The sequence below is a fragment of the Herbidospora solisilvae genome (assembly GCF_009901565.1).
GTDB lineage: Bacteria > Actinomycetota > Actinomycetes > Streptosporangiales > Streptosporangiaceae > Herbidospora > Herbidospora solisilvae.
The window spans coordinates 241,265-259,071 of record NZ_WXEW01000011.1; the positions used below are offsets into that span (position 1 = coordinate 241,265).

The window sequence follows — 17,807 nt, forward strand, 5'->3', positions numbered from 1 at the left end:
ATTTCTGCTGGCGAATCACGGAACAATAACGGCGATTCGCCGGACATGTCGGAGCTGCGTTCTGGAAAAGGAGGCCACATGTTCTCCCCCGGCAGTGGAAAGGTGAATCCATGCGCTGGGCAATCACGATGATCGTGTTGATGGTGGCGGGCTGCTCCCTGGCTTCGGGAGCCGCCGAGCGGACGGTGCCGAAGACGGCGCCCAAGACGGAGCCGCCGATCGCCGCGCCCTGCGCCGTCACCGGCGTGCTGATCCCCACCTGCGGCGCCTGGTGGGGCATCGCCCCCGAGGTCTTCACCGGCCGGGGCCCCACACGCGGCCTGGAACGGGCCGAGCAGCGCATGGGCCGCCGGGCCGACATCCTGCACGTCTACCACCGCGCCGGCGAACTGTTCCCGACCGAGGAGGAGCGCGCGCTCGCGAAGGACCGGCTGCTGCTGGTCAACTGGAAGCCGTCACTGCGCCATACCTGGGCCGAGATCGCGTCGGGCGCGCTCGACCGGCGCATCGACAAGCTGGCCGCCCACATCTCGGCGACCTTCCCGCAGCGGTTCTTCCTGACGATCCACCACGAACCGGAGAACGACGTCCGGCCCGCCGAGGGCATGGCGGCCGACGACTACGCCGCGATGTTCCGCCACGTCGTGCTGCGCCTGCGCGAGAAGGGCGTCACCAACGCGGTCACCGTGATGACCTACATGGGCGCGCCCAACTGGTCGTCGGCGTCGTGGTTCGAGCGGCTCTACCCGGGCGACGCGGTGGTCGACTGGATCGGCGTCGACCCCTACGCCGACGACCGCGTGACCGACTTCGCCTCGCTGATCGACAAGCGCCGCCCCGACCACCCGCAGTGGCCGGGCTTCTACCGCTGGGCCCAGTCGCGCTTCCCGGCCAAGCCGATCATGGTGGCCGAATGGGGGGTCTTCGAGCGGCCCGGCTTCAAGGCCGCCTTCTTCGACTCGGTACGCCGCCAGATCGCCGCCTACCCCCAGATCAAGGCCCTGGTCTACTTCGACTCGCCGTGGGCGCCCCGGGGCGACACGCGGTTCGACACCACGCCCGAGGCCGCCGAGGCGTTCCGGCGGCTCGGGCGCTCGCCCTACCTGACCCAGCCGCCGGTCGTGAGGGCGTTCATCACCAGCGAGACCGCCCGCTCGACCGGCAGGCCGGTGGTGTCGATCTCCAGGTCGGCGTCCTCCGGCTCGTCGTAGGGGGCCGAGACCCCGGTGAACTCGGGGATCAGCCCGGCGCGGGCCTTGGCGTAGAGGCCCTTGCGGTCGCGGCGCTCACACTCCTCCAGCGGGGTGGAGATCCACACCAGCAGGAAGTCGGCGCCGACCTCCTCGGCCATCTCGCGGGCCTCCTCGCGGGTGTGGGCGTGCGGCGCGATCGGGGCGCAGATGGCCAGGCCGCCGTGCCGGGCGACCTCGCTGGCGACGTAGCCGATCCGGCGGATGTTCAGGTCGCGGTCCTCCGCCGAGAACGTCAGACCCTTCGACAGCAGCCGCCTGACCACGTCGCCGTCGAGATAGGTGACCGTGCGGCCGCCCTTCTCCAGCAGCGCGTCGCGCACCCCCCGGGCCACGGTCGACTTGCCCGACCCGGAGAGCCCGGTGAAGAACAGCACCAGGCCGCGCCGGTGGGGCGGCCCGGGGATGCGGACCGGGGCCGGGCCGGCGTAGTGCTCGGTGGCGCCGTAGTTGCGGGCGACGTACTCGCGCAGTTCGAGGTCGATCTCGACGTCCTCGCGCGGCGCCAGCGGAACCGCCACCACCTGCGACCCGGGCAGTTCGGCCTGCGCCTTCAGCGCCGCCCGCACCACCGCGGGCCCGGCCTCGCCGAACACGAGCGGCATCAGCAGCACCGTCGCCTCCAGCTCCTCGGCCGTGGCGGCGACGTCGGCCAGCGCCGGGCCGTCGAGCGGGCCGCGCATCGTGACCGCCAGCACCTCGCCGTCGAGCTTGACCTCCCCGGGGCCGCGGCGCAGCCGCGCGAACGGCCCGTAGACGGGCGCGCCCAGCGCCTCCACCGGACCCGCCGCGTGATGCCCGTCGCGTTCGGTCACCGTCATGACCGCCAGCGCGGCCCCTTCGGGATCGGTGAGGGTGACCCGGTCGCCGACGGCGATCTCGTCGGGCAGTGCGATCGTGACGGGGTCGGGCCACGGGGTGCCGTCGGCGAGCGTGCCGGTCTCGGCGACCGACGCGGCGTCGGCCTTGCCGAGGAAGCCGGTCAACGGCGCGAACGCCCCCGAAAGGAGCAGTTCGAGGTCGGCGAGTTCGCGGGCGTCGGGGGTCCAGTCGGTCATGGCGGTCGATTATCCGATCTCGGCAGGCATAGGAGGAGCCGCACGGCGGCGTCATAAAGGCTGACACATCTTCTGGGAGGTGACCGTGGACTCGGCAGCAGAACTGCGTTTCCGCGAGTTCGTGGCCGCCCGGTCACCCGCGCTGATGGGCCTGGCCTACCTGCTCACCGCGGGCGACCAGCACGCCGCGGAGGACCTGGTGCAGTCGTCGCTGGTCCGTGCGCTGGGCAGATGGTCCGGCGTGACCGACCCGGAGGCCTACGTGCGGCGGGTGATGTACCACCAGCATGTCAGCCTGTGGCGGCGGGCCTGGCGGCGGCACGAGACCACGGTCGCCGAACTCCCGGAGACGGGCGGCGACGACGGCACCCGCACGGTCGAGTTACGCCTGGCCCTGCGCGAGGCGCTGGCCACCCTCACCCGCCGGCAACGGGCCATGCTCGTGCTCCGCTACTACGAGGACCTGCCCGAGGAGGAGATCGCCCGCCTCATGGGCTGCTCGATCGGCACCGTCCGCAGCACCACCCACCGATCGCTGGCGAAACTGCGCTCCGCCGACCTCAGGGAGCTCACCCGATGAACGAGGACACCATGATCAAGGAAGCCCTCCGGGACTGGGCCCAGGAGGTGCGCGTGCCCGCCGATCTGGCTGAGCGCGCGCTGCGGACCCGCAGGAGGCGGCGGCTCGGCTTCGCCGGGTCGGGCGCCGTCCTGGTCGCCGCCGCCGTCACGGCCGTCGTCACCCTGCTGCCCGGCGCCTCGCCCGAGCGCACCATCGTGGCCGAGCGGCCCACGACGGCCGCCTCGCCGGCGCCGACGACCGTCCACACCGACACCGAGAACGACCCGCCGGTCAACTTGATCGCGGCCGGGCCGTGGGCCGTGGGCTCCTACTACTCGACCGAATGGGCCGACACCGGCCGGGGCACCGAGGCCCTTCGCTACACGTGGAGCGTCTACGACCAGGGCGAGGGCCGCTACGTCCGCACCCCCTACCAGTGGGTCGACGTGCTGCCCGGCATGGGCCTGGCGGCCGTGCTCATGGGCGACCTGCCCTCCCGGGGGCTCGGCCTGGTCGACCTGAAGACCATGATGTTCACCCGCTGGTGGGACCTGGAGGAGGCCGCCGGCTCGGTCTTCTGGTCGCCCGACGGTTCGAAGCTGGTGCTCACCACCTACAGTGGGCCCCCCGACGAGAAGAAGTGGCTCGACGCGGAGCGCACCAGCGCGGCGGGCCTGCCGCGGTCGCGCACCGGCTTCTACGTGATCGACCCCAACGCCGGAACCCGGAACTGGCGGCCCCTGCCGCCCGACCCCGACGCCCTGAACGGGCGCGACGACCTGCGCTGGGACGACGACAGCACCCGCCTGTGGGCCGCCACTAGGGGCGGCGGCCGGTTGCTCTACGACACCGAGGGAACCCGCCTCGGCTTCGACGAGGGCCACCCCCGCCGCATGAACGAGGCGGGAGTGTCTCCCAACGGCAGGCTGCGGGCCGGTCCCGCGGGGTTGCCCACCAGGGTCACCGACGTCGAGACCGGTGAGGTCGTCGGCCGTCAGCAGATGCTCCAGCTGTGGGCCTGGGTCGACGACGACCACCTGATCGGGCTCGGCTGCGCCCGCGACTGCGACGACGAGTTCGACAGCGCGCTGGTCATGGTGAGCGTCGACGGGAAGGAGACGACGCGACTCGCCTCCTACCGCGACTCGCGCACCTCGTGGCGGCCGGTCCTGGTGCGCCGCTAGAGGATCCGCGCGAAGTGGTTCCTCGGTCTGCGCACGATCAGCGTCACCTCGTCGTAGGCGGGGTCGAGCTTCCCGCGCGACAGGGCCGCCACCGCCCGGCAGACCGTCTCGACCAGCTTCCCGTGAGGGCCGAGACGGGCCGGGCCGGTGGTGTCTCCCCGGTCCTCGGCGATCATCAGGCCGCGCATCAGGCAGTAGGCGCGCAGCCCCTCCCGCGAGCAGACCGGTTCGTAGACCGCCGGCAGCGGCTCGCCGAACCGGCTGCGCAGCCAGCCGGGCAGGAGCCGGTCGACGAAGCCGTAGGCCGACTCCCGGTCGCGGATCCGGATGAGCAGCAGCCCGCCCGGACGCAGGGCGTTGACCATGCGGTCGAGGATCAGTTCCGCGTACTGCACTCTTTCGAGCAGGAACTCCACGCAGACGATGTCGAACCCGCGTGGCGTCATGGGCACCGAGCGGAGGTCGCCCAGGGCGTAGACGTGCAGATCGGGACGTTCGACCGTGTGCGCGCGAAGGATGGGCCGGTCCTCATCGACCCCGGTCACCCGGCAGTCGACACCGCCGAGCTCCAACGGTTCGCCCCGGCCACACCCGGCCACCAGGACGTCGAGCGGCTTGCCGGGCGTCTCCGCGGCGCGTTCGCCGATGATTTTTCCGAAAGACATGTCACAAAGCGTAGTCATCCGCTCACCGAATCAGGTCGCATCATGGGCGAGTCGCGCGCGCAGTAGCCTTGTGAGGTATCCCCGGTCCCGATCAGGTTCCGGGTCGTCCGCGTGCCGTCGACTCGTCCGGCAGGCGGCTGTAGTTACTTACGTGGGGGCCCGCGGCATGACACTTTCCGGACTTCTCGACCTCGTCGCAGCGCAGCCAGAGCTGGCCGAGGCGCTCGGCCAGGAGGTGACCGGCGCCGATCTGATCGCGCCGACCGCCCTGCGGCCGTTCGGGGTGGCCGCCGTGGCGCGCACCCGTCCCGTGCTCGCCGTGACAGCCACCGGGCGCGAGGCCGAAGACCTGGCCGCCGCCCTCACCAGCCTGCTGCCCGAGTCGCAGGTGGCCGTCTTCCCGGCCTGGGAGACCCTGCCGCACGAGCGCCTGTCGCCGCGCAGCGACACGGTGGGCCAGCGGCTCGCCGTGTTGCGGCGGCTCGCCCACCCCGTGGCGGGCGACGCGACGGCCGGGCCGCTGCGCGTGGTGGTCGCGCCGGTCCGCGCGGTCCTGCAGCCCATCGTGGCGGGCCTGGGCGACCTGGAGCCGGTACGCCTGCGCCCCGGCGACGACGCCGACCTCGAAGACGTGGTCGCCCGCCTGGTCGAGAACGGCTACCACCGGGTCGACATGGTGGAGAAGCGCGGCGAGGTCGCGGTCAGGGGCGGGCTGCTCGACGTGTTCCCGCCGACCGAGGAACACCCGCTGCGGCTGGAGTTCTGGGGCGACACCGTCGAGGAGATCCGCTGGTTCAAGGTCGCCGACCAGCGCTCCCTCGAAGTGGCCGAGGGCGGCCTGTTCGCCGCGCCGTGCCGCGAGCTGCTGCTCACCCCCGGCGTCCGCGAGCGCGCTCGCGAGCTGGCCGAACGCCACCCGGCGCTGGGGGAGATCCTCGGGTCGCTGGCCGACGGCGTGCCGGTCGAGGGCATGGAGGCGTTCGCGCCCGTGCTGGCCGGCGACATGGACCTGCTGATCGACCACCTGCCGCTGCGCGCGGCGGTGTTCGTCTGCGACCCCGAGCGCATCCGGGGCCGGGCCGTCGAGCTCGTGCGCACCAGCCAGGAGTTCCTGGAGGCGTCGTGGATCACCGCCGCCGCCGGGGGAGAGGCCCCGATCGACCTCGACGCCGCCGCCTTCCGCACCCTCGACGAGGTGCGCGAGCACGCCGGTGAGCTGGGCCAGCCCTGGTGGTCGATCGCGCCCTTCGGCGACGGCCTCGACCTGGGGGCCCACGACGTGGAGGCCTACCGGGGCGACACCCAGCGGGCCCTCGGCGACATCAAGGGATGGCTCGGGGCCGGACGCTCGGTCGTGCTGATGAGCGAGGGCCACGGGCCCGCCGAGCGCATGGTCGAGCTGCTCAAGGGGGTCGACGTCGCCGCCCGGCTGGTCCGGTCGATCGACGAGCCGCCGGGCCGCGACGTCGTGCAGGTCACCACGGGCCGGCTGGAGCACGGCTTCGTCACCTCCGGGCTGGCCGTGCTGACCCACCTCGACCTGGTGGGGCAGAAGGCGTCCACCAAGGACATGCGGCGGCTGCCGAGCCGGCGCCGGAACATGGTCGACCCCCTCCAGCTCAAGATCGGCGACCACGTCGTCCACGAGCAGCACGGCGTCGGCCGCTACATCGAGATGGTCCAGCGCACCGTCCAGGGCGCGACCCGCGAATACCTCGTCATCGAGTACGCCAAGGGCGACCGCCTCTACGTCCCGACCGACCAGCTCGACGAGGTCACCCGCTATGTCGGCGGCGAGTCCCCGACCCTCAACCGCATGGGCGGCGCCGACTGGGCCAAGGCCAAGACCCGCGCCAAGAAGGCCGTCAAGGAGATCGCGGGCGAGCTCATCCGCCTCTACTCCGCCCGCATGGCCTCCCCGGGCCACGCCTTCGCGCCCGACTCGCCGTGGCAGCGCGAGATGGAGGACGCCTTCCCCTACGCCGAGACCGGCGACCAGCTCGAAGCCATCGACGAGGTCAAGCGCGACATGGAGCGCGCCGTCCCGATGGACCGGCTGATCTGCGGCGACGTCGGCTACGGCAAGACCGAGATCGCGGTGCGGGCGGCGTTCAAGGCGGTCCAGGACGGCAAGCAGGTCGCCGTGCTGGTCCCGACGACCCTGCTCGTCCAGCAGCACCTGTCGACCTTCGGCGAGCGGTTCGCCAACTTCCCGGTGACCGTGCGGCCGATCTCCCGCTTTCAAACCGACGGCGAGGTCAAGGACACCCTCGAAGGGCTCAAGGCGGGCGGCATCGACGTCGTCATCGGCACCCACCGGCTGTTCTCGCCCGAGGTCAGGTTCAAGGACCTCGGCCTGATCATCGTCGACGAGGAGCAGCGGTTCGGCGTCGAGCACAAGGAGGCGATGAAGCACCTCCGCACCCAGGTCGACGTGCTGGCCATGTCGGCGACCCCGATCCCCCGGACCCTGGAGATGGGCCTCACCGGCATCCGCGAGATGTCGACCATCCTCACCCCGCCCGAGGAGCGCCACCCGATCCTGACCTTCGTCGGGCCCTACGACGAGAAGCAGATCGCCGCCGCGATCCGGCGTGAGCTGATGCGCGACGGCCAGGTGTTCTTCGTCCACAACCGGGTGCGCAGCATCGACAAGGTCGCCGCCCGCCTGCACGAGCTCGTGCCCGAGGCCCGGGTTGCGGTCGCCCACGGCCAGATGAACGAGCAGCAGCTCGAAAAGATCATGGTGGGTTTCTGGGAGCGCGACTTCGACGTGCTCGTCTCGACCACGATCGTCGAGTCGGGCCTCGACGTGCCCAACGCCAACACGCTGATCGTCGACCGGGCCGACAACTACGGCCTCTCGCAGCTCCACCAGCTCCGCGGCCGTGTGGGCCGAGGCCGCGAGCGCGGCTACGCCTACTTCCTCTACCCGCCGGAGAACCCGCTCACCGAGACCGCCCACGAGCGCCTCGCCACGATCGCCCAGCACACCGAGATGGGCGCGGGCATGTACGTCGCCATGAAGGACCTGGAGATCCGGGGCGCCGGCAACATCCTGGGCGCCGAGCAGTCGGGCCACATCCAGGGCGTGGGCTTCGACCTCTACGTGCGGATGATGGCGGAGGCCGTACAGGAGCAGAAGAACAAGCTCTCCGGCGAGACGGTCGCCGAACAGCCCGACGTCAAGGTCGAGCTCCCGATCAACGCGCACATCCCGCACGACTACGTCACCAGCGAGCGCCTGCGGCTGGAGGCCTACAAGCGGATCGCCGCGATCGGCACCGAAGACGACATCGCCGCCGTGCGCGACGAGCTCACCGACCGCTACGGCCGCCCGCCGCAGGAGGTCGACAACCTGCTCGAAGTGGCCCGGTTCCGGATCAGGGCCCGCAAGGCGGGGCTGACCGACGTCCAGCTCATGGGCGCCAACATCAAGTTCGCCCCGGTGGCCCTGCGTGACTCCCAGCAGGTGCGGCTCCAGCGGCTCTACCCGAAGGCCCTGCTCAAGCAGGCCACCGAGACGCTTCTGGTGCCGGTGCCTAAGACCAAGCCGATCGGCGGGCAGCCCCTGCGCGACCTCGACATGCTCCGCTGGTGCGGAGACCTGGTCGAGGCGCTCTTCCTGGAGCCCAACCGAGTAAAGTAGCTGCGCCGAACATCTGGGACCTGGAGGGGTCGTCTGTGAAGCTCAAACTGGCCGCCGTGGCCGTCGCCGCAGGGCTGGCGCTTACCGCGTGCAGCGGGCCGATCCAGGCCGGTTCGGCCGCCACGGTCGGCGACCACCGCATCACCACCGCCACGCTCGACGAGAACGTGACGGAGTTCCAGAAGGCGCTGGAGAGCGCGAAGATCCCGCCCGACCAGTTGCAGCAGCTTCCCGGCACGGTGACCCAGGCGGTGCTGCTCCAGCTCGTCAACGTCAGCCAGTTCAGCCAGCTTGAGAGGCAGAACGGCATCACCGTCTCGGACGGCGAGGTCGACGCCTTCTACGCCAGCAACAACGGCCAGGCCGCCGTCGACCAGATCCTCCTCCAGCGCGGCGTGTCCCCGCTGCTGGCCCGCGACTGGCTGAAGGTCTCCATCGGCTCGGAGAAGCTGGCCGCCAAGCTCGGCGGCGGCACCGGCGAGCAGCAGATGGCCGCCGGTCAGCAGAAGATCAACGAGCTGGCCGGCAAGATCCCGGTGACCTTCAGCCCCCGCTACGGCAAGTTCGACCCGTCGCAGGGCTGGTTGCCGAGTGACCGCTTCGGCACCGCGCCGGCCGGCAACGGCGCCGCTGCGGGCTGACGCGTGCCCCTGATCGTCGTCACCTCCTCGCCCCGGGTCGCCCCCGGGATCCTCAGCGCTCCCGCGTGGGAGGCCCTGCGGGCGGGGAAGGTCTTCACCGGTTCCGCCGACCATCCGCTGCTGCCGTTCGTGCCCGGAGCGGAGGTCCGCGACGACCCGGCCGCCATCGCCCGCGAGTCGGTCACCGCGACCCTGGTCTGGCTGGCCGCGCAGGACGGCGACGAGGCGTTCTTCCGCGCCGTCGGCCACGCGGCGCTGGCGCTGCCCGACCCGCCGGAGATCGAGGTCGTGCCCGGCTCCTACGACCTGCCCGGCGCCCGCCTGCTCGACATGGTCGCCGTCATGGACCGGCTGCGGCGTGAGTGCCCCTGGGACGGGCGGCAGACCCACGAGTCGCTGATCCCCTACCTGGTCGAGGAGTCCTACGAGGTCGTCGAGACCATCGAGAACGGCGACCTGGCCGGGCTCCGCGAGGAACTCGGCGACCTGCTGTTCCAGGTGGTCTTCCACGCCCGGCTCGCCCAGGAGCGCGGCGACGAGGGCTGGGACGTCGACGACGTCGCCGACGCCATCGTGACCAAGCTGGTCCGGCGCCACCCCCACGTGTTCGCCGACGTGACCGTCGACGGGGCCGAGACGGTGGCGGCCAACTGGGAGGAGATCAAGAAGGCCGAACGCGCGGCCAAGGGCGAGTCCGAGTCGGCGCTGGCCGGGGTTCCGATGGGCCAGCCGGCCGTGTCCCTGGCGGCCCAGCTGCTGCGGCGCGCGTCCCGGGTGGGCGCTCCCGCCGAGCTCGCCGAAGGGCCCTCCTCCCCGGGGCAGCGGCTCTTCGACCTCGTCCGCGAGATCCAGGCCGCCGGAGACGATCCGGAGGCGGCGCTGCGGCAGGCGGCCCGCGAATATCGGGCCAGGGTCGAGGCGTGGGAGCGAGGTCCCGTCTCGGATGGTGGACAGATGGGCGTTACCGGCGAGTAGGCGTCGATAGGCTCTTGTCGCAAACTGTCTTTCGACTTTAGGAGTGCTTCGTGGCTTCCATCGAGGCCGTTCACGCCCGCGAGATCCTCGATTCACGGGGTAACCCCACCGTCGAGGTCGAGGTCCTGCTCGAAGACGGCAGCACCGGCCGGGCCGCCGTCCCGAGCGGCGCCTCCACCGGGCAGTTCGAGGCGGTCGAGCTCCGTGACGGCGGCTCCCGCTACAAGGGCAAGGGCGTCGAGAAGGCCGTCCTGGCCGTCACCGACGAGATCCAGGACGAGATCCTCGGCATCGACGCCGAGGAGCAGCGCATCATCGACCAGGTCATGATCGACCTCGACGGCACGCCCAACAAGGCCCGCCTCGGCGCCAACGCCATCCTCGGCGTCTCGCTCGCCGTCGCCAAGGCCGCGGCCGAGTCGTCCGACCTGCAGCTGTTCCGCTACGTCGGCGGCCCCAACGCCCACGTGCTGCCGGTCCCGATGATGAACATCCTCAACGGCGGCGCCCACGCCGACTCCAACGTCGACATCCAGGAGTTCATGATCGCGCCGATCGGCGCGGCCACGTTCTCCGAGGCGGTCCGCATCGGCGCCGAGACCTACCACTCGCTCAAGTCGGTGCTCAAGGAGCGCGGCTACGCCACGGGCCTGGGCGACGAGGGCGGCTTCGCCCCCAACCTGCCCAGCAACCGCGACGCGCTCGACCTGATCCTGGTCGCGATCGAGAAGGCCGGCTTCACCCCCGGCACCGACATCGCGCTCGCCCTCGACGTGGCCGCCACCGAGTTCCACAACGACGGCGTCTACACCATCGACGGCAAGGGCCTGTCGGCCGAGGAGCTCGCCGCCTACTACGAAGACCTGGTCCGCAGCTACCCGCTGGTCTCGATCGAAGACCCCTTCGACGAGGAGGACTGGGCGGGCTGGAAGACCCTGACCGACTCCATCGGCGGCAAGGTCCAGATCGTCGGCGACGACCTGTTCGTGACCAACCCCGAGCGGCTCCAGCGGGGCATCGACAGCGCCACCGCCAACGCCCTGCTGGTCAAGGTCAACCAGATCGGCACCCTGACCGAGACCCTCGACGCCGTCGACCTGGCCCACCGCAGCGGCTACCGCTGCATGATGAGCCACCGTTCGGGCGAGACCGAAGACGTCACGATCGCCGACCTCGCGGTGGCCGTCAACGCCGGCCAGATCAAGACCGGCGCCCCGGCCCGCTCCGACCGCGTCGCCAAGTACAACCAGCTCCTGCGCATCGAAGAACTTCTCGACGACGCCGCCCGCTACGCGGGTCGCAAGGCGTTCCCGCGCTTCCAGGGCTAAGTTTTACCGGTACGGCCCGCGTCCGTCCGGCGCGGGCCCTACCGGAAGCGAGGTTCAGATGGCGAAACGACCGCAGCTCACCGGCCGGGCCGCGATCCTCGCGGTCGTGGTCTGCGCGATCGCGATGAGCCTGGCCTATCCCGTGCGCGAGTTCCTCGCCCAGCGGCGGCAGATCACCCAGCTCGAACAGCAGCAGGCCAAGGCCCTGGCCGACCTGCGCTCGCTCGAAGAGGAACGCAAACGCCTCGAAGACCCCGAATACATCAAGCGTGAGGCCCGCGAGAAGCTCCACTTCTGCGAGCCGGGCGCCCACTGCTACGGGGTCCTCGACGACGGAACGAAGACATCCGCCTCGGCAGGGCAGCGCAAGGCCGCCGTCTCGCCGTGGTACATCTCGCTCTGGCAGTCGGTCGAGTCGGCCGACCGGGGGCAAGGCAAGAAAATGGGGGGATAGTGTCCGGGGTCAGTCCAGACGACCTGGCGGCGGTCGAGGCACAACTGGGCCGTCCGCCGCGCGGCGTGCGCGCGGTGGCCCACCGATGCCCGTGCGGCCTGCCCGACGTGGTCGAGACGTCGCCCCGCCTCCCCGACGGAACTCCGTTCCCGACGACCTTCTACCTGACCTGCCCCCGGGCCGCCTCGGCGATCGGCACCCTCGAGGCCGAGGGCCTGATGGCCGAGATGCGCGAACGCCTCGCCGCCGACCCCGACCTGGCCGCCCGCTACCAGGCCGCCCACGACGACTACCTGGCCCGCCGCGACAAGGCCGCCGCCGAAGACGGCCTCGAACCACTCCCGCGCGGAACCCAGACGGCTGGCGGCATGCCCGACCGGGTCAAGTGCCTCCACGCACTGGTCGGCCACGAACTCGCCGCCCCGGGCACCAACCCGTTCGGCCGCGAAGCCCTCGACGCCCTCCCGGAGTGGTGGGCCGACGGCCCCTGCGTCTGCTGAAAGTCGATTTCTTCCGTTACGGCTCCGCCCACCCCGGCGCCGCCCGCCGCCGCCGGATCGGCCCCGCCTCCGGCGCCGGCCGCCCGCTCCCGCTCCAGCCGCGACGGGTTCCCGTCGACCGCCCCGGAAGTGGAGGACCAACGGCGACGTTGATCGCCCGGTGGGCCGGTAGCTTGGCCGCATATGCTGGCGGGCGCGATCGCCGGTGCTAAGGGGTGGGTTGAGTAGTGACACGTGTGGCCGCCATCGACTGTGGGACCAACTCGGTCCGGTTGCTCATCGCCGACGTCGAGGGTGACACGCTCACCGACGTCACGCGGCGGATGGAGATCGTCCGGCTCGGGCAGGGCGTCGACAAGACCGGGATGCTCGCCCCCGAGGCCCTGGAGCGCACCTTCGCCGCGATGCGCGGCTACGCCGCCGAGATCCTCGACGAGGGCGCGGTGAAGACCCGGGTCGTGGCGACCTCGGCCACCCGCGACGCCGGGAACCGAGAGGTCTTCGTCGACGGCGTGCGCGCCATTTTCGGCGTGGAGCCCGAAGTCGTCACCGGTGCCGCAGAGGCCGCCCTCTCCTTCAACGGGGCCGTAAGGGGCATTTCCGACCCGCCGGGGCCCTATCTGGTCGTGGACATCGGCGGCGGCTCGACCGAGTTCGTCGTCGGCTCTTCTGAGGTCAAGGGCGCCGTGTCGATGGACATCGGCTGCGTCCGCCTGACCGAGCGCCACGACGGCGACTTCGCCGCCATGCGGGCCGACGTCGACGCCGCCCTGGCCGTGGTCGCCGACACGGTTCCGGTGCGCGACGCGCGCACGCTCGTCGGCCTGGCCGGCTCGGTGACCACGGTCGCCGGGATCGCCCTGGACCTGCCCTTCTACGACTCCGAGAAGATCCACCACTCGCGGATCTCCGCCGCCGACGTCCACGAGGTGACCGACCGGCTGCTCCGGATGACCCGGGAGGAGCGCGCCGCGATCCCGGTGATGCACCCGGGCCGCGTCGACGTCATCTGCGCGGGTGCGCTCATCCTCGACGGGATCGTGCGCGACTTCGGCTTCACCGAGGTGGTCGTGAGCGAGCACGACATCCTCGACGGCATCGCCTGGTCGCTGACCTGAAGCCCTACTTGTTGAGGCGGACCGGCAGGGAGAACAGGCCGCGCATGATGTTGCTCGGCCACCACACCAGGTCGTCGGTCGCCAGCTCCAGGTCGGGGAAACGGCAGATCACGCCGCCGATCGCGACCTCGCCCTCGATCTTGGCCAGCGCCGCCCCCACGCAGTAGTGGGGGCCGCGCCCGAAGGCCAGGTGGGGTTCGTCGATCCGGCCCGGACGGAACACGTCGGGCTCGTCGAAGGCCTCCGGATCGCGGTTGGCCGCCAGCAGCGACACCAGGATCGGCTCGCCGGGCAGCATCTCCTGGCCGCCGATCACGACGGGCTCGGTCGGGAACCGCCACGTCGCGTTCCGCACCGGGCCGTCGTAACGCAGCATCTCGTCGATCACGTCGGGCAGCGTCGAAGGGTCCTTCTTCAGCGCCGCGAACTGGCCGGGGTGGCGTAAGAGCGCCAGCAGGCCGTTGCCGATCAGGGCGACCGTCGTCTCGTGCCCGGCGATCAGCAGCAGGAACGCCGTCGAGGTCAGTTCGTCGGGGCTGATGTCGGGGCGGCGCACCAGTTCGGTCAGCAGGTCGTCGCCCGGATGGGTGCGCTTGTGGGCCACCAGGTCGGCCAGGAACCGCTCCATGCCGTCGGTCGCCGCCGCGAGCTGGTCGATCTCCGAGGCCGCCGCCGAGTCGATCACCGAGGCCAGGTGGTGGAAGGTGGCCCGCTCGGACTCGGGCACGCCCAGCAGGTCGCAGATGATCGCGATGGGCAGCGGGTAGGCCAGGTCGGCGATCAGGTCGGCCTCGTCTTTGGCCGCCATCACGGCGAGCAGGCCCTCGGTCAGCTCCTCGGCCCTGGCCCGCAGACTCGCCACCCTCCGGGGCGTGAACGCGGCGCTGACCAGGCGGCGCAGCCGGGGGTGGTCGGGGGAGTCGGCGTTCAGCATGTGCCGGGCCAGCGTCGAGCGGTGGTCGAGGGGGAGGCCGAGTTGCGCGCGGAACCATTCGGGGGAGCCCAGCGCCGGATCCTTCGCCAGCGCCGGATGGGTCAGCGCGGTCACCGCGTCGGCGTAACGCGTGATCAGCCAGGCCTCGCAGCCGGGCAGCGGCACCTTGGTGACCGGGGCGTTGCGGCGCAGCCAGTCGTAGGCCGGGTAGGGGTCGGCGTCGAAGGCGGGGCCGAAGAGTGGAGGGAGGGACACGGCGCTTTCCTTCCCCGCCGCCTCCGCTGGCACGCTTGGGGCCATGAGTTTCGTACCTCCCGGCACCGGCTGGCCGGACGACCCGGCCACCCCCTCGACCCCCGTCGCCACCACGCCGGCGGAGGTGGCGGAGCTGGCCGCGAACAGCCCGTCGATCGGCGAGCTGACCGCCCGCCAGTCGGTGTGCCGCGCCTGCCCGCGGCTGGTGGCGTGGCGGGAGGAGGTGGCCGACGTGAAGCGGAAGGCGTACCGGGAGGAGACCTACTGGGGACGTCCCATCGCCGGCTGGGGCGACGACGACCCGAGGGTCCTGATCGTGGGCCTGGCCCCGGCCGCCCACGGCGGGAACCGCACCGGCCGCATCTTCACCGGCGACCGCAGCGGCGACTGGTTGTTCGCCTCCCTTTTCCGCAGCGGCCTGGCGGCCCAGCCGACGAGCGTGCACGCGGGCGACGGCCAGCGCCTGATCGGCGCGCGCATGGTCGCGGCCGTCCGGTGCGCGCCGCCCGCCAACAAGCCGACGCCGGAGGAGCGGGACACCTGCTTCCCCTGGCTGCTCCAGGAACTGCGTCTGGTGCGGCCGCGTGTCGTGGTCGCCCTGGGAGGCTTCGCCTGGCAGGCGATCTGGCCCGCTCTCAAGGCCGCCGGCTACGCCCTCCCGAGCCCCCGCCCGCCGTTCGGCCACGGCGTCGAGGTGCCCCTGGGAGAGACGACCTTGATCGGCTGCTACCACCCGAGCCAGCAGAACACGTTCACCGGCCGGGTCACCGAGGCGATGCTGGACGCGGTCTTCTCCCGCGCCGCCGCTCTCTGACCCTCGTTGTCCCAGGTCAGCGGGCTTGTGAATTGCTTCACATGTGTGAAGTCGGTCACGTTCGAAATTTTGGGCAAAGTTCCCACGTCAAGTCGTACTGAAAATTACCAAACCGGAAACTTCGGTCAAGTTCCCTTGGGAAGGGATTGGCCTCGGCCGGTGTTGTTCAGGTAGCTTGTGAATGCTTTCACAAGCGATCGGACACACGAAGGGCATCCGTGGTGAACCGCACGTCGAAGCACATCGTCATCGTTGGCGGTGGATACGTGGGCATGTACACCGGCCTGCGGCTCCAGCGCACCCTCCGTCGCGAACTGCGGAACGGATCGGTCCGTATCACCCTCATCGACCCGCAGTCCTACATGACCTACCAGCCGTTCCTGCCGGAGGCCGCCGCGGGAAGCATCTCGCCGCGGCACGTCGTGGCGCCTCTGCGGCGTGTCCTGCCCAAGGTCCGGATCCTCAACGGCAAGGTCGCCAAGGTCAACCACGAGCAGCGTCAGCTGACGTTCGAGCCGAGTGTGGGCGAACCCCGCGAGATCGGCTACGACGTCGTGGTCATGGCGGCCGGCTCGATCTCCCGCACGCTGCCGATCCCCGGGCTCGCCGACGCGGCCATCGGATTCAAGTCGGTCGGCGAGGCCATCGCGCTGCGCAACCGCGTGCTGGCGCTGCTCGACCGGGCCGAGTCCACCGACGACGAGGAGGTGCGGCGCCGGGCGCTCACCTTCGTCGTGGTCGGCGGCGGCTTCGCCGGGATCGAGGCGCTGGCCGAGCTCCAGGACATGACCGACGACGCGATCTCCTACTACCCGTCGATCAAGAAGAGCGACCTGCGGTGGGTGCTGATCGAGGCGACCGACCGGATCCTGCCGGAGGTCGGCCCCGAGATGGGCACCTGGACCGCCGAGCAGCTCCGCGAGCGCGGCATCGAGCTGAAGATGTCGACCCGGCTCAACTCGGTGGTCGGCGGCCTCGTCGAGACCAGCGACGGCGACTCCTTCGAGTCGGCGACCGTCGTCTGGACGGCCGGCGTGAAGGCCGCCCCGATCGTGAACTCCGGCGACTTCCCGCTCGACGAGCGCGGCCGCATCAAGACCACGACCAAGCTCACGGTCAGCGGCGTCGAGGGCGCCTTCGCGGCCGGCGACGTGGCGGGCGTGCCCGACCTCACCCACCCGGGGGAGTACTGCGCGCCCAACGCCCAGCACGCCGTCCGCCAGGCCAAGGTCCTCGGCGACAACGTCACCGCCTACCTGCGCGGCCGTCCGCTCAAGGACTACAAGCACAAGTACGTCGGCTCGGTCGCCGGACTGGGCCTGCACAAGGGCGTCGCGAACGTCTACGGAGTCAAGCTGCGCGGCTGGCCCGCGTGGTTCATGCACCGGACCTACCACCTGTCGCGGGTGCCGACCACCAACCGGAAGGTCCGCGTCATGGCCGACTGGACCCTCTCCCTGTTCTTCCGCCGGGAGACCGTCTCGCTGGGTGAGATCGAGCACCCCCGCGACCAGTTCAGAGCCGCTGCCGCCGGGTAACCCCGGCATCTCCCTTTGTTAACGGCCCGCGCCTACCATCAGGCGCGGGCCGTTATCACATTGCAAGGAGAGAAGGGAACGGGGATGGTTGTTTCATCCCGTTTCGCCGGACATTCTCCCTGCTACTGTATTGCCGCCCAGTTTGATGGATCGTACGGGGGATGCGGCGTAAGGTCTCACCAGTTACAGTTGTGCGCTCCGTGACGTATGATCGCGGCGCCCCCGTAGCCCAATGGCAGAGGCAAGCCCCTTAAAAGGGCTTTAGTGCGGGTTCGAGTCCCGCCGGGGGCACCGTTTGGTGGCGTAATTCGGCCCGTGACCAGCAGAAATGCGGTCGCGGGCCGTTGTGATTCCAGGATGGACGCGGTTAATGCCCGCGAACCGGCCTGCGACGGTGATCGTCGGGGGGTGCCGTCAGCCCTCCGGTCAAGCTCCGAACCCCGCTGTGGACGCCGGATCCGGGCCCTGGCGGGTGCCCGGAGCCGATCTTTGTCAGGGGCGGTGAGGGCTCCCGGGCCGCCGGTCGCGTGGACGGCCTTGCTTCGACGGGAGAATCCCATTTCGCGGCCGAATGCCGGTCGCTTCCCTTCGGGTAGTGGTGGCGGGCGGAAAACGTTGCTAAGGGGGCGACCGATAAACCCTGATCATGGATAGACGGGACAGGGTCGCAGTCGGTTACGGTTTCCCTGTGGCGGCATTTCCCGCGAGGCGGCGGACGCGGCGGAGGTGATTTCACCGGCTCGCCGGCCGGCGGCATTGAACCGGCGATGAGAATGCGTTTCCGTCGATCGTTTCGTCGAATGTCGGGGATTCATCGCTGATTGCGGTCAGGAAATCGGGTCCCGCATTCATTGTTTCAAGTTTTCGCAGGTCGGAGGCGGT

15 protein-coding genes and 1 tRNA gene are annotated in these 17,807 nt (G+C 70.8%); 13 read left to right on the top strand and 3 right to left on the bottom strand.

Features of this window, described 5'->3' with window-relative positions; all coding sequences use genetic code 11:
• Positions 1-110: 110 nt before the first annotated feature.
• Positions 111-1,211: a glycoside hydrolase family 26 protein gene (locus GT755_RS33830; protein ID WP_235967963.1), complete on the top strand. Its 1,101-nt coding sequence runs from the start codon at positions 111-113 to the stop codon at positions 1,209-1,211.
• Here GT755_RS33830 and cysC read toward each other — a convergent pair.
• Complete coding sequence (gene cysC, locus GT755_RS33835) at positions 1,100-2,308, bottom strand: adenylyl-sulfate kinase (protein WP_161483630.1); 1,209 nt, start codon at positions 2,306-2,308, stop codon at positions 1,100-1,102. The genes GT755_RS33830 and cysC overlap by 112 nt on opposite strands.
• Positions 2,309-2,393: 85 nt before the next feature.
• Between cysC and GT755_RS33840 the strand changes: the two genes are divergently transcribed.
• Both GT755_RS33840 and GT755_RS33845 read left to right on the top strand, forming a co-directional pair.
• Complete coding sequence (locus tag GT755_RS33840; RefSeq protein WP_161483631.1) at positions 2,394-2,888, top strand: SigE family RNA polymerase sigma factor; 495 nt, start codon at positions 2,394-2,396, stop codon at positions 2,886-2,888.
• A complete protein-coding gene (locus tag GT755_RS33845) occupies positions 2,885-4,054 on the top strand; it encodes a hypothetical protein (RefSeq protein WP_161483632.1) in 1,170 nt (389 codons plus the stop codon). Before GT755_RS33840 ends, GT755_RS33845 begins: the two co-directional genes overlap by 4 nt.
• Here GT755_RS33845 and GT755_RS33850 read toward each other — a convergent pair.
• Positions 4,051-4,719 (bottom strand): class I SAM-dependent methyltransferase, encoded by a 669-nt coding sequence (locus tag GT755_RS33850; RefSeq protein ID WP_161483633.1) that lies wholly within the window; start codon positions 4,717-4,719, stop codon positions 4,051-4,053. The genes GT755_RS33845 and GT755_RS33850 overlap by 4 nt on opposite strands.
• 166 nt (positions 4,720-4,885) lie before the next feature.
• Here GT755_RS33850 and mfd point away from each other — a divergent pair, with 166 nt between their 5' ends.
• The 7 genes from mfd to GT755_RS33885 all read left to right on the top strand — a co-directional run bounded on the left by mfd (position 4,886) and on the right by GT755_RS33885 (position 13,384).
• Entirely contained in the window at positions 4,886-8,368 is a 3,483-nt protein-coding gene (mfd, locus tag GT755_RS33855) for a transcription-repair coupling factor (RefSeq protein WP_161483634.1), read from the top strand.
• A 35-nt stretch (positions 8,369-8,403) separates the two neighbouring features.
• Positions 8,404-9,009 carry a SurA N-terminal domain-containing protein gene (locus GT755_RS33860; protein WP_161483635.1) on the top strand — a complete coding sequence of 202 codons (606 nt, stop codon included), beginning with the start codon at positions 8,404-8,406 and terminating at the stop codon, positions 9,007-9,009.
• 3 nt (positions 9,010-9,012) lie between these two features.
• Complete coding sequence (locus GT755_RS33865) at positions 9,013-9,984, top strand: MazG family protein (protein WP_161483636.1); 972 nt, start codon at positions 9,013-9,015, stop codon at positions 9,982-9,984.
• Between the two features lie 50 nt (positions 9,985-10,034).
• Positions 10,035-11,312: a phosphopyruvate hydratase gene (gene eno / locus GT755_RS33870; protein ID WP_030451960.1), complete on the top strand. Its 1,278-nt coding sequence runs from the start codon at positions 10,035-10,037 to the stop codon at positions 11,310-11,312.
• Between the two features lie 58 nt (positions 11,313-11,370).
• Positions 11,371-11,766: an FtsB family cell division protein gene (locus GT755_RS33875; protein WP_062440365.1), complete on the top strand. Its 396-nt coding sequence runs from the start codon at positions 11,371-11,373 to the stop codon at positions 11,764-11,766.
• Positions 11,766-12,266 (top strand): DUF501 domain-containing protein, encoded by a 501-nt coding sequence (locus GT755_RS33880; RefSeq protein WP_161483637.1) that lies wholly within the window; start codon positions 11,766-11,768, stop codon positions 12,264-12,266. Before GT755_RS33875 ends, GT755_RS33880 begins: the two co-directional genes overlap by 1 nt.
• Before the next feature lie 227 nt (positions 12,267-12,493).
• Positions 12,494-13,384: a Ppx/GppA phosphatase family protein gene (locus GT755_RS33885; protein WP_161483638.1), complete on the top strand. Its 891-nt coding sequence runs from the start codon at positions 12,494-12,496 to the stop codon at positions 13,382-13,384.
• A gap of 4 nt (positions 13,385-13,388) precedes the next feature.
• On the opposite strand, the gene GT755_RS33890 is transcribed toward GT755_RS33885, so the two are convergent.
• Complete coding sequence (locus GT755_RS33890; protein WP_328794710.1) at positions 13,389-14,573, bottom strand: cytochrome P450 family protein; 1,185 nt, start codon at positions 14,571-14,573, stop codon at positions 13,389-13,391.
• Positions 14,574-14,616: 43 nt separating this feature from the next.
• Between GT755_RS33890 and GT755_RS33895 the strand changes: the two genes are divergently transcribed.
• From GT755_RS33895 to GT755_RS33905, 3 genes are all read left to right on the top strand, one after another.
• Positions 14,617-15,387 carry a uracil-DNA glycosylase gene (locus GT755_RS33895; RefSeq protein ID WP_161483640.1) on the top strand — a complete coding sequence of 257 codons (771 nt, stop codon included), beginning with the start codon at positions 14,617-14,619 and terminating at the stop codon, positions 15,385-15,387.
• A 272-nt stretch (positions 15,388-15,659) separates the two neighbouring features.
• A complete protein-coding gene (locus GT755_RS33900) occupies positions 15,660-16,925 on the top strand; it encodes an NAD(P)/FAD-dependent oxidoreductase (RefSeq protein WP_202610863.1) in 1,266 nt (421 codons plus the stop codon).
• Between the two features lie 218 nt (positions 16,926-17,143).
• Positions 17,144-17,216 (top strand) — tRNA-Leu (locus GT755_RS33905).
• Positions 17,217-17,807 lie beyond the last annotated feature (591 nt).